The following is a 12802-nucleotide window of genomic DNA, read 5'->3' on the forward strand; positions in this document are numbered from 1 at the left end:
CCTCATTCAAATAACCGTTCAGCATTACCACGAAAAATCTTTTCCTTATCACTATCCATCAAAGGTAGTTCTTCAATAGCTTGACTGATTACTTCTGTCGCTCCAGCTGGGAGAATGCCGAGTGGCGCATCTGTCCCAAAAAGGACATGGTCAACACCGTAATAATCCACACAAAGTTCTAGAGCTTTGCTATTGCCCAAAAGGGCTGTATCCACATAAAATTTCTTGAAATCAGCCGCCTGCTCCTCTGGCAAAATATGCTCAATCCGCCCTGCAAAATAAGGAACCATAGCCCCACCATGGTGAACCAGGATTTTAAGATTTGGAAATTCTCTGAAATAATCAGCCTGCACAATGTCTAGCATAGCTTGGGTTAATTCGTACTCCCAGCTAAAGATAATATTATTGTCTGGTTTCCGCTCATCAAAAACTGGGTGCAACAAAATTGGAATATCTGCCTTAGATGCTGCTGCAAATACTGGCTTGAAACGCTCATCTGCTAGGGATTTCCCCAGATGACGTGTGAATAACTGAATCCCAAGTATTTCAGGGTGGCTAGTAACAAAACTTTCAATCACGCGCACCGCTTCTGGAATATTGTTCATCGCCACCATGGCCACTCCACCCGCAAAGATATCCGTATTCGCTTTGACCGTCGCTAGCAATTCCTCATTCGCAAGTTCTACCAATTGAGCAGCTTCAGCACTGTCCAGATAATCTTCTGGGTTGGCATTGACATAAGAAATGATTTGTTTTGTTTCAGCTGGCATAGTCTTACGGCGTTTTGCCATATCCGTCAAGATAGGGTTTTGGATAAAGGGCATTTTTGAGACTAGATTCTTATCCAGCGCCAGCATTTTTCCAAAAAACTCAGGGAGTAGCACATGGGCAAAAGCATCAATTTTCAAAGTCATCTAATCGTTCCTTCCAGCTGCCATCTTCATCAAAGATAATGCCATATTCTTCATAGTAAGTCTCCTTATTTAAAATCTCTCCAGATTCATAGAGGCTTAATTTACGATGGAGGCGATCAATGGAACGTTGGAGATTTTTTTGCTTGTTTTCTAGCACTGCTAGTTGCTCACGCAACAAGGCTTCACGCGCTTCCACCGTTTGATCTCCTTGCATGAGTAACTGGCAATAATCAATCAAGGCTTCTATTGGCACACCAGAGTGACGCAAGCAGATGACCATTTCAAGCCACTTATTGAGATCATCCGTAAAATAACGATTGCCATTAGACTGACGAGGAATCTCTGGTAAAAGCCCTATCCGTTCATAATAACGCAGGGTATTGGGATTAATATCATATTTTTGTGACACTTCCGTAATGGTATATTTTTTCGTTTCTTGCATCTCATTACCTTCTATCTAAATGAATCTTTCAACTCTAGTATACTAGAATTTCAAGCTCGACTCAAACGTGTAACATAAGATTTAGTTGCTTCACTTAAAGATTCCTCAGATAGATTCAGCACTCCTGGCAAAACAAACGGTTCCTCAAAGACCAGACCTGTATGGTATTTTATGGTTTCAAGCGGCTTGAGTAATTCCTGAGTCGTCACATGGAAGCGGCCATCAGCTGTGTAGTCTTCCGCACCAGCTCCCTGCGTCACGGCAAGAATAACTTTTTTCCCTTGGAGAGCATTCCCAGTAGAGCCATAGGCCCAGCCATATTCAAGAACTTGGTCTAACCATTCTTTCATCAAAGATGGCGTCGCATACCAGTACATTGGAAACTGAAAAACAATTCGATCTGTTGTTTCAAGAACGGCTTGCTCTGTCTTCACGTCAATCTTACCATCAGGATACTGACTATAAATATCACGTACTTCAATTCCTGCTGCCTGAGCTGCTTGGGCTAAGGCTTTATTGGCCTGAGAAGCATGTAAATCTGGGTGAAAAAGTAAAATGGTTGTTTTCATTTTAGTCTCCTGTGATATCATCTGCCACTAAATTCGCCTTAAATTCAGCGACATCGTAGTTAGCTAGGTCTGGATAATAAGCGTCTTGTGCAATGATTTCATCTAAAGCTTCTCGTGATGATACTTTAGCAATGACAATCCCTGCCATACCTTTGTCTTTCAAAGGGCCAACGATTTTAAAATGCCCTGCTTCAAATTGAGAAGTAAACCATGCTCTGTGATTGGCAAGCAACTCCTCAGATTGCTCTGCTGGCACTTGTTCAGAATTAATGGTAATTGTGATTAAAAACATAAAAACCTCCCTAAGCTTGTCCTTCCCAGCCACCGCGTGTATTGACACCAGCTTGTAAAGCCAATTCTTCTAATGCTGCCATTTCAGCTACACTGAGATGGACCTTGCTAGCTTTAGCTGCATCTTGGACTTGTTCGACTTTTGTGACACCCAAAATAGGTGTTGTTCCGCGTCTGATTGCCCAAGCTGTCGCAATTTGTGCTGGACTAACCTTGTACTGATCAGCCAAGTGTTTCAATTCAGCAAGCAAATCATTCAAAGCCGAGAACATTGGATTATAGGTTTTACCCCGATTGGAATCAGCTGGCATAGGATGTTGGCTATCATATTTACCAGACAAAGCACCTTGTTCTAGAACCATGTAAGAAAAGAATTGGATGTCATTTTCTTTACAATAATCAAGCAGACCATCTTCAATCGAATTACGGTAAAGCAGGCTAAAATGGTTTTGAACGGCTGAAATTTGTACCCCAGCTGGTTTCAAGATTTCCTGAACACGTTTAACCTGTTCAAGACTGTGGTTGGATACACCGATTCGTTTCACTCGTCCTGATTTGACTAAGTCTGCTAAAAACGGTGTCCAACGTTCAACGTCAGCTGCATTATGAATCCAATAAATGTCAATATAATCTGTTCCCAGACGCTTGAGACTACCTTCTAACATATCTGCGACTGGATTTTCTTTGGTATCATCCTGCATTCCTGGTGTAAATTTGTCAGATATGATGACTTCTGACCGGTCATATTGGCTCACTAACTCACCCAAAATTCTCTCAGATTCTCCATTAGCATAGGCAAAGGCAGTATCAAAGGTCTTGAGACCATTTTCCATAGCAACCGAAAAAACATCTTTCAAGTCAGTCGTATCAAGATGATTGCCAAAAACCACATTACCACCAGCAAATCCGCCAGTTCCCCAAGACCATGTTCCAAGTACGATTGATGCTGTATGTTTTGTCATTTTGTTTCTCCTTTTTTGTTGATGGTGATAGTGTATCACTTGTAGTTGACTACAAGTCAAGTGTTTTTTGTTTATTTTCTAAAATAAAGAGATCTATATCGTCAAACTTTCCTTATCATCTACAAAGAAGCAAACAGTAAAAAGGCTTTATCACAAAGATACAACTTTTAAAGGGCTAGGATAGCAGTGAAGCATTTTTGGGTTGATTACTTTTTATTCAGAACAATTCAATAGACAATATTCTTATCTTACCTGTAAATAGAAATGATCTTTTACAATAGATTGTATTTGGTTTGAAAAACTACAGTCTAATGCTTCATCAAAATTAGCTTAGCAAAAAATCGCTAAATGCGAAATTTATTGATTATCATTGTGAAATAACCTCAAAAATTGTCTTATTCACAAAAACAGATATAAATTAAGAAGAGGTTGAACTTTTGTTTAACCTCTTTTAGTAAACATGTTCATCCCTAAAGTATTTTCGATTTTCTAAAATCTTAACGGCTATTATTCGTTCAATCATCGAATAATTAGCATGGTGAAATTCCTTGCCTTATCTTGGAATTCATTCTTTATAAAATATGCTGACTGATAAATTGCTTGGGAGCTAGTGTCTAATCAATTAATTGAAATCTCTATTTAATCCCCTACTACCAAAAAACTTACCTGTCTGTTCTCGTTGTCAAAGATATTGGACAATCACACGAATATAATTCTACTATTAATTACCATAGATTGTGAGGGATTTTTAACTTTCAGTATGTTTGCTAGATTAAATGGTATCGCCATTCCAAATTGAGTTTTTCACAATAACGTAGTTAACCCGTGTGAGACTTTTTATATCACGTCCACCAGCATAAGAGATAGCACTTTGAAGATCCTGCTTCATTTCAAGCAGACTATCTTTAAGATGACCCTTGGTTGGCAGAAGGATTTTCTTACCTTCCACATTTTTGTGCTCGCCCTTTTGATACTCCGAAGCAGAACCGTAATATTCTTTGAAGGTCTCACCATCAACTTCTACTAGTTTCCCAGGGCTTTCGATATGTCCAGCAAACAGCGAACCAATCATGACCATTGCTGCACCAAAACGGATTGATTTAGCAATATCACCATGGGTGCGAATACCGCCATCCGCAATAATAGGTTTACGTGCAGCTTTGGCGCACCAGCGAAGAGCAGCCAGCTGCCAGCCACCTGTACCAAAACCGGTCTTAACCTTGGTAATGCAAACCTTGCCAGGACCAATTCCGACCTTGGTCGCATCTGCTCCAGCATTTTCCAATTCACGAACCGCTTCAGGTGTCCCCACATTTCCAGCAATGACAAAGGTTTCCGGCAGCTCTGTCTTGATATGTTTGATCATCTTGATTACGCTATCTGCATGACCATGGGCAATATCAATCGTGATATAATCTGGTGCATCGTCTTTCAAACTGCTGACAAAGTCATATTCATAGTCCTTAACTCCAACTGATATAGAGGCAATCAAACCTTGAGCATGCATACGTGCGATGAAGGGCTTGCGTCCCTCTTCATCAAAACGATGCATGATATAGAAATAACCATCTTTTGCCAACATTTCAGCCACATCTTCATCAATAATCGTTTGCATATTGGCAGGTACTACAGGGAGTTTGAAGTGGTGCTTACCCAGAGTCACTGTCGTATCAGCTTCAGATCGACTTTTGATGATACACTTATTGGGAATCAACTGAATGTCCTCATAATCAAAAACAGGCAAATCGTTATACATAAAAAATCCTCTTTCAGCTACAAGGACTGAAAGAGGATTTTTGAGTATGTCAAAAGTCATCCTTCGCCAACTTGTAGCACTAATATGATGACCTTCCTATAACTCTGAAGAAAAATATTCCAGCAGAGCATCGCTAGGTAATTTCTTACCCTTCCCTAGATATATTATAAAAACATAATGATTTTGTCTACAAAAACTCATTTAAATAAAATAATGTTCGGTTTTTACTTCTGTTAAGGAAGCATAAAAAAGTATTCAATATATCAAATCTGCTAATGCTCATGGGATTTTCGCTCCAGAACATATGACATACCAAAAAAATAGACCACAGGTCAAACCTGCGGTCAGACATATTAGCCAATAAAAACCTTAGAATAGTTTATCATAACCAACTTTGATGTTAGGAAAATGCTCCTGAACTGTAGTAAAGAATGGCTGAAGCTCGCTATCTGTCTTCTTGCCACGATTGCGAATAGGCAAGTTTACTTTTTTCTTGTTATCAGCTCTAACAGCAACAAGGAAGGATTGCTGATTGATTGTTATGAAAAAACGTTTTGTTTTGACAATGCGATGATAAATCTGTTCAATTTGCTGTAAATTTATAACAGCAAAGCCTCGAAAATAGCTAATCAAATGGTCTTTATAAATTACAATTTTAAGATTATCGTCATGATAGAGCGCATCTGACTGAAGGAGGTCTAAACTACCGTTTAATTCAGGATAAGCAGCATATAGCTCATCATAAGCTTTATTAACTTTATATCGTACAAAGAAGGCAATTGCGACAAAAAGAAGACCAATTCCTCCTAAAATACTACAAACGATAGGCAAAGATGCTCGATCAGACTTAACATCTTGTAGCGAAGCATAGGTATAATAAGAAAAATATTTGCTAATATCTGGAGAAGTTCGTAAAACACCAGTCATAGCACCTGAATAATTTCTGATTTTAAAGTTACTGCCATGTGCATTATAGTATTTAACAGTAATGCGCTTAGGATGGTCTTTTAGAGAATCGCCAGCATTTATCAATTTGGCAACATCTTTGTCGTTTTCCTTAGATTCCAGACCGGCATAACCATTTTTATAATTGACCAGCCAGATAACAGTCTTACGACCCTTAATATCTGCTATTGGCTTAGAATAAATATCATAAACTTCGAGAGATACCCTATTCCCAGAAGAAGCGTTGGTTGATTCTCCCCTATAGACAACTGATGGTTCTTGATTATTTGCTTGTGAAATTAGTAAAAAGGCTCCTAAAGCGCCAATAATAAAACAAAAACCCAAAACTAAATATAGGACAAAACCCTTATTTCGTTTTTCTTTTAACATAAAGCAAGACCTCCGTATAATATCATTATATCATAATCTTTGGCCTATAAAATTTTGTAATCAAATCGTAAAATGTAAATCAAATAAGGTTTCTGTAAAAAAAGAGAGCAACTATGCTGATACCCAAAAGTCGGTCTGAAAAAACCAACTGAGGGTACAATTAACTAGTTCCTCTCTCTACTGCTATATGTCTAAACCATCTGATAAAATGAAGCCGTTTTTCACTACTTAAGCTGTTCAAAATGCAAATGCACATTGATATGATCACCATAACCGTTTCGTTCAAGATCCCGCTGAAGGCGATAAGAAATGTAATGTTCCGCAATATTAATATAACCTGCATCCAACAAACGATGCTCAACTAAAGATTGAATCATGCTGATTGTTGGGCGCTCAGTCTGAGCTTCTTCCAAATCTACAACAACTTTTTTTGTTACTTGCGCCAAGTCTTGACGCAAAGCATCATCTAATACATAAACAGTTTGAGCTGCTCTAAGGATAGCTTGATAAATTTTATCGGGATCAAAGTCAACGACCTGACCGCTGCGTTTAATAACCTGCATAGAAACCTCTTTCTAAAACTTGTTCAACGCTTTTAACGTTTATCTTATTATCTAAATTGTTAGAATAATTGTCAAGTTTTTTAACCTAAACAACTTTGAAAAATAGCTATAATGTCATTAAAAAGTCAAGATAGGAAAGTGTCCTGACTCTCACAGCCTTGATTGGCACAGCAGCCTATCGGGAAATCCATCGTATTCAAAAAACAAGGGCAGAGCAACAAGCTCCACCCTTATCTTCCTATTTTTCAACAATTTCAATAATGCGTTTGGCTTCTTCGTCTGTACAAGCTACCAGAGGCAGACGCAAAGGTCCGACATTAAAACCTTGATGGTTGAGTACCGCCTTTACAGGAGCTGGGCTGGCAACTGAGAAAAGAGCACTCACTTTTGGCAGGAACTGACGCTGGATCTGTGCCGCTTTTTTAATATCACTGTTTCCAATAGCTTCCACCATATCAAACAGTTGATCCCCATTAGTATGCGAAGCTACACTGATGACGCCGTCTGCTCCCAGATTAAGAGCATGAAAAGCTTCGCCATCTTCACCAGTATAAACTAAGAAATCATCCGGCTTGTTCTCAACTAAGTAAGCGATAGTATCAAGATCGGTACATTCCTTAACTCCGATAATATTAGGATGTTTAGCTAGGCGCAGCATGGTATCTGCTTCAAGCTTTGTGACCACGCGTCCCGGAATATTATAAATAATAATCGGAAGATCACTAGCGTCAGCAATAGCTGTAAAATGCTGATATAATCCTTCTTGAGTTGGCTTGTTGTAATAGGGAACAATCGCCAAACCAGCCGCAAAACCACCAAATTCTGCGACTTCTTTAGCAAAGTTTACGGAGTCACGCGTATCGTTTGTTCCGACGCCAGCAATCAGAGGAACCCGCCCCTTAACAATCTTTTGAACAGCTTCAAACAGCTCTAATTCTTCATCGTGTGTAAGAGTCGGACTTTCAGCCGTTGTCCCTGCCAAAAGAAGCCCTTGAGTATGGTGAGCAAGCAAATGCTCAATAAGTTTTGGAAGAGCTGCAAAATTGATGGAGCCATCCTCGTTAAATGGTGTAACCAGTGCTGTAATAATTTTGGCGTCTTTAAAATCTGTAATTGACATAACCTCTCCCTTTCATCTGTTTTACGATTAGTTTGCGGTTTTGGCTTTATTTGAGTTCAAATTTTAATTCTTTAGCAGGACGCACCAAACCACGTTCATGAAGACTTTCAGCAATCTGAACTGAATTCCAGGCTGCACCTTTGAGCAAGTTGTCTGAAACAACCCACATATGGATACCTTTTTCGACATCTAAATCTTTGCGGATACGGCCGACAAAAGTTTCACGTTTACCAACAGCATTAACCGCCTGAGGATACACTTGATGCTCAGTATCATCTTCGAGAACTGCACCAGGAAAGGCAGCGATGGCCGCTTTAACTTCTTCAATTGGCGCCGTTTCCTTAGTTTCAATATAAACAGACTCAGAATGTGAGAAAAGAACAGGAATACGAACACAGGTTGCTGAAACGGCAATGGAATCATCTTCCATGATTTTCTTAGTTTCCTTAGTCATCTTCATTTCTTCGTAAGTGTAGTCGTTGTCGGTAAATACATCGATTTGCGCCAGAGCGTTAAAAGCGATTGGATAGTGCTTTTTATCGCCGCCAGATGGCAAAATATCTGCATGAAGATCCTTAGGCTCAACACCATCATTGACAACTTCTTTGATTTCCCGAACAGTTTCATTAATAGCGGATTGACCTGCTCCTGACACAGCCTGATAAGTTGACACAATCACCCGTTCAAGCCCCCATTTTTGACGAATAGGCTCCAAAGCTACCATCATCTGGATTGTTGAGCAGTTAGGACAGGCAATAATCCCATTGTGCCCATCCATAGCATGAGCATTGACCTCAGGCACAATCAAAGGAACATCAGGGTTTTGACGAAAGTGAGATGTATTATCAACAACTACTGCACCCGCCTTAACAGCATAGGGAGCAAATTTAGCCGAAACAGATCCGCCGGCTGAAAAAAGTGCAATATCAACCCCATCAAACGATTCTTCAGTCGTTAGTTCAACAGTGATATCTTGTCCCTTATACTGCAAAACCTTGCCTGCAGAACGTGATGATGACAAAAGACGTACTTTGTCAATTGGAAGTGTAGATTGTTCCAACTGTTGAATCATGCGAGTTCCAACGGCGCCTGTAGCACCAACGACAGCAACTGTGTATCCCATAGTCTCAAATTACCTCTTTATTATTATTCATTTAATAGGTTTAATTATACTACTTTTCACTTAAAAATAAAAGCCTGTATGAACTGAATTTAAAATAAAAAATCCCTTGTTAAAACAAGGGAAAAGGCACTTTGTAAAAAGCGTGGCAAGCAGGTTCACACAACTTGCCAAGATCCGCTCCTGCGTTATGATCTCCTTTAGCGCGTGTGGCATAGCCACAATCGACTCATCGCATAAAACTATTGTAACACAAGAATAGTGATTTGCCAAGTTCTATAGAAGCGGAGCTACCAGTTTAACAACCACGCCGATTATTTTGGTAGAAATTTTCTCTTTTCTGAGAGTTGATCGGGTTACTCGCCTGGATTGTTTAAGTGTCTCCTGAAAATCCTTTTCTATATCAGCGATACAATCTGTCTGATACATGTATGTTGCACACTCAAAATGATGATAAAGACTGCGATAGTCAAGATTGATTGTTCCTACTACTGCTTTAATACCATCAGCTACAAAAACTTTGGCGTGCACAAACCCAGGTTCAAATTCGTAGATTTTGACTCCAGCATCAAGAAGAGCAGGGAAATAGCGTTTAGCCAAAGCATAGGGCACTTTTTTATCAGGAATTCCTGGCATAATAATCTTAACATCAACCCCGCGTTCAGCCGCAAATTTCAGAGCATGCTCCAGTTCACTGTCCAAAATGAGATAAGGCGTCATGATATGAACATAATCTCTAGCTTGATTGAGAATATCAATATAAACATTTTCTCCCACTTTCTCATGATCAAGCGGTGAGTCGCTGTAGGGAATAACATAACCGTTCGCTGCTACCTTATAGGAATTCCTCACGTAAGGTTCAAAATAGTAATCCTTATTAGTCGTAGACCACATCTGCAAGAACATCAAGGTAAAGGAAGCTACTCCTTCACCTTCTAGCATAACCGCCGTATCTTTCCAATAGCCAAAGCGCTCAATATGATTAATATATTCATCTGCAAGATTAATTCCACCATTAAAAGCAACCTTATTATCAATAACCAAGATTTTACGATGATCACGATAGTTATAATAGGTAGACACAAAAGGAGAAAGCGGAGAAAATACCTTGGCCTTAATTCCGATTTTTTTCAGCCTTTTGACATAATCAAAAGACAAGGTGGACAGCTCCAGCATACCATCATACATGACACGGACCTCTACACCTTCCTTGGCTTTTTGTTCTAAGATTGAGAGAATTTCTCCCCACATCAACCCTTCAGCAATAATAAAATATTCTAAAAAGATAAATTTTTCAGCTTTTAACAGTTGTTTTTTCATCTCTTCAAATTTAGACTGCCCGTCAGGGAAATAGGTCACCTTAGTATTTTCATAGACAGGAAAACCGCCGCTTCGATGAAGGTACTGAGCCAAATTATAGGTCCTAGCATGACTTTCCTTAAGCCTGTTTAAGATTTCTTGATCATGCTGAAAATAAGGTTTTATAGCCTGAGTTGACCTTTTTACAAGTGTTTTCAACTCTCGATAGCCCCAATCCTGTTTAGTATAAATTAAAAAAAGTGTTCCCAAAAACGGAAAAGGCAAAATAACCAATAGCCAAGTAATAATGGAAAGTGTATCCATCTGACTGTTGACAAGATAAAGCACTGCTCCAGTCATTAAAATAATCTCCAAAATCTCCAAATGCAGCCTATAATGACTGAACCAAAGAAATGTTGACAGCAGCAAAAAGATTTGAATCAGGAATAAAATGGCAATAATTGTTAGCCGGCTAAAAACCCCTCTTAAAAGGCTGTTCTTACTCTTTTTCAATAATCTTTTGGCTGTATTGCTATTGCTACTGATAACACGACCTCCTTGAAATGATTATTACACATATTATAACATAAAATAACTGCTCTTAAAAAAACAATTGCTTCCCAGAAAAGATTACGGCTCAAAAATTGCTTAATTTTTAAATTCCAGCCAAATTGAGTAAGGAATAATCCCTAGCCTCTCTCACCACCACCGTATGTGTCATTTGGTTGGCAACACAGCGGTTCAACTAACTTTTAACACGTGTCGTTCCAAACAGCAATTTGAACAACTATCCAATCCTCGCTTAATGAAGGAACTCGTTTCGATAGTATGACGGACATGTCCTACTTAAAAAGAGGCAGGAATAATGATTCCAACCTCTGTCATATGATTGCTTACTGTTTTAAATTAACGGCGAGTTCTATAGAAGTAAACGCCTGCCACTGCTACAATAACAAGACCAACAGCAGTCATCCAAAGTCCAGCCTGCTCACCAGTTGATGGCAAAACAAATCTTACTTTTCGCTTCACTGACTGTTTAGAAACAGTTGTTGCATTTGTAGTCAATGGAACTTGCGAAGTTGTTGTAGATGTCTGGCTGCTTGTTGTTCCTTTGGCTTCTGTGGTTGTTGTCCCTGCAGCTGTTGTTGCCGTTTCTGTTGTCGTAGTGGCAGCATTGCTTGTTGTAGTTGTAGCTGCTTCTGTTGTTGTAGTAGAAGCATTACTTGTCGTAGTTGTAGCTGCTTCAGTAGTAGTTGTAGTATTTTCTGCTGTTGTTGTAGTTGCCTCAGTGGTTGCTTCAGTAGTTGTAGTTGATGAAGCTGAAGTCGTTGTTTCAGCAACTGTTGTTGTAGTTGGCAATTCTCTTCTTTGTCTTGAGCTAGCTTTACCATAAGCAGACTCAATACGAGCATAACCGACTGAATCAGAATACGTTACGTTATTTCCAGAAATTGCAATACTATTGGTCATGTCATTACCAACAGATTGCGATTTTGTCAAACGTGTATTATATGAAATAAATATAGCATTTTTAATCGAATTAGCAAAAGTATAGGTAAATCCGACTGTTGAACCAGTATTGTTAGTTTGATACGAAATATTTTTAGAAAAATCTTCTTCATAAGGTCTCGAAGCAGCTTCATCTAAACTGTCAACATCATCACCCTCAATATATTGCAGACGTGCAGCAAGCAAAGAATCTCTAACAATTTCTTGTCCTTCACCAACAACGTCAGTCAAAGTGAGATTATCAATAGATGACTGTTTACTATTAATCAGTACCTGCCAGTGAATAATACTTGGATCATTACGATCTTGATAACCGGTTTTGTATACAGTAGGATTCACTGGCTCAACTTCTTTTCCTTCAACCGTGGTAGTATATACAACACCATTATAAGTAAAATTAATTTTACCTGGCGTTGGTATCTTATCATGAGCCACTTGTGCGTTAAAGTTAAGCGACATTTTCTTATCTTGAGGAAGCTTCTCAAAAACATCTGTAAAAGTTACAGTTACTTCCTGTGTCGCTGGATCTGTTACTGCCTTACCAGCCAATTGACCATTAGCATGCAAAACATCAAATGTAAGAGCCGTTGTAAAGCGCAACTGCTCTGGCAATTTCAAAGTCAGTGTATCTCCTGCCTTAATGCTTACTTCATCTGGAAAAGCAATTTCATTGCTGATGGCTAATGGTTCCCAGTAACGAATAGATGAATCAGGCGAAAGCGGTGTTCCATCTGATTTAGTAATAGAAGCTGTGTTTGTATAATTGGTAATCTGTTCAGCTTTTACAGCTTTCGTCACCAAAAATGCTCCTAATAAAATTGTAAGGATTGAAACCAAGCTTAAAAGTTTACGTTTCATTTTCATATTAAAAGAATTTCTCCCTAATTATTTTCGTAGAATATTTCAACTTCCTATATCTACA

Annotated in this window: 13 protein-coding genes; all 13 read right to left on the bottom strand. The window is 38.9% G+C overall.

Translation table 11 applies throughout. The annotated features are described in order from the left end of the window. Nucleotides 1-2: 2 nt before the first annotated feature. On the bottom strand, nucleotides 3-914 hold the full coding sequence (locus SCSH_RS01735) for an amidohydrolase family protein (protein ID WP_057490175.1): 912 nt from the start codon (nucleotides 912-914) through the stop codon (nucleotides 3-5). Beyond that, nucleotides 898-1356 carry a MerR family transcriptional regulator gene (locus tag SCSH_RS01740; protein ID WP_057490176.1) on the bottom strand — a complete coding sequence of 153 codons (459 nt, stop codon included), beginning with the start codon at nucleotides 1354-1356 and terminating at the stop codon, nucleotides 898-900. Before SCSH_RS01740 ends, SCSH_RS01735 begins: the two co-directional genes overlap by 17 nt. A gap of 50 nt (nucleotides 1357-1406) precedes the next feature. After that, nucleotides 1407-1925: an NAD(P)H-dependent oxidoreductase gene (locus SCSH_RS01745; protein WP_057490177.1), complete on the bottom strand. Its 519-nt coding sequence runs from the start codon at nucleotides 1923-1925 to the stop codon at nucleotides 1407-1409. A 1-nt stretch (nucleotide 1926) separates the two neighbouring features. Further along, nucleotides 1927-2217, bottom strand: a complete 291-nt coding sequence (locus SCSH_RS01750) for a YciI family protein (protein ID WP_057490178.1) — start codon at nucleotides 2215-2217, stop codon at nucleotides 1927-1929. Between the two features lie 10 nt (nucleotides 2218-2227). Next, nucleotides 2228-3178 (bottom strand): aldo/keto reductase, encoded by a 951-nt coding sequence (locus tag SCSH_RS01755; RefSeq protein ID WP_057490179.1) that lies wholly within the window; start codon nucleotides 3176-3178, stop codon nucleotides 2228-2230. A gap of 772 nt (nucleotides 3179-3950) precedes the next feature. After that, nucleotides 3951-4934 (bottom strand): GMP reductase, encoded by a 984-nt coding sequence (guaC, locus tag SCSH_RS01760; protein WP_057490180.1) that lies wholly within the window; start codon nucleotides 4932-4934, stop codon nucleotides 3951-3953. A 369-nt stretch (nucleotides 4935-5303) separates the two neighbouring features. Then, nucleotides 5304-6269 carry a hypothetical protein gene (locus SCSH_RS01765; protein WP_057490181.1) on the bottom strand — a complete coding sequence of 322 codons (966 nt, stop codon included), beginning with the start codon at nucleotides 6267-6269 and terminating at the stop codon, nucleotides 5304-5306. A 224-nt stretch (nucleotides 6270-6493) separates the two neighbouring features. Next, nucleotides 6494-6832 (bottom strand): ATP cone domain-containing protein, encoded by a 339-nt coding sequence (locus SCSH_RS01770; protein ID WP_003088305.1) that lies wholly within the window; start codon nucleotides 6830-6832, stop codon nucleotides 6494-6496. Between the two features lie 238 nt (nucleotides 6833-7070). Next, a complete protein-coding gene (dapA, locus tag SCSH_RS01775; protein ID WP_057490182.1) occupies nucleotides 7071-7952 on the bottom strand; it encodes a 4-hydroxy-tetrahydrodipicolinate synthase in 882 nt (293 codons plus the stop codon). Between the two features lie 46 nt (nucleotides 7953-7998). Continuing rightward, nucleotides 7999-9075, bottom strand: a complete 1077-nt coding sequence (locus SCSH_RS01780; protein WP_057490183.1) for an aspartate-semialdehyde dehydrogenase — start codon at nucleotides 9073-9075, stop codon at nucleotides 7999-8001. A 60-nt stretch (nucleotides 9076-9135) separates the two neighbouring features. Continuing rightward, nucleotides 9136-9288 carry an aspartate-semialdehyde dehydrogenase gene (locus SCSH_RS10840; protein WP_082581927.1) on the bottom strand — a complete coding sequence of 51 codons (153 nt, stop codon included), beginning with the start codon at nucleotides 9286-9288 and terminating at the stop codon, nucleotides 9136-9138. 60 nt (nucleotides 9289-9348) lie between these two features. Further along, nucleotides 9349-10884 carry a cardiolipin synthase gene (gene cls, locus SCSH_RS01785; protein WP_057490184.1) on the bottom strand — a complete coding sequence of 512 codons (1536 nt, stop codon included), beginning with the start codon at nucleotides 10882-10884 and terminating at the stop codon, nucleotides 9349-9351. Nucleotides 10885-11277: 393 nt separating this feature from the next. Continuing rightward, nucleotides 11278-12744, bottom strand: coding sequence for a collagen binding domain-containing protein (locus tag SCSH_RS01790; protein ID WP_057490185.1), 1467 nt, complete (start codon nucleotides 12742-12744; stop codon nucleotides 11278-11280). Nucleotides 12745-12802 lie beyond the last annotated feature (58 nt).

The organism is Streptococcus orisasini, assembly GCF_001431045.1.
GTDB classification, from domain to species: domain Bacteria; phylum Bacillota; class Bacilli; order Lactobacillales; family Streptococcaceae; genus Streptococcus; species Streptococcus orisasini.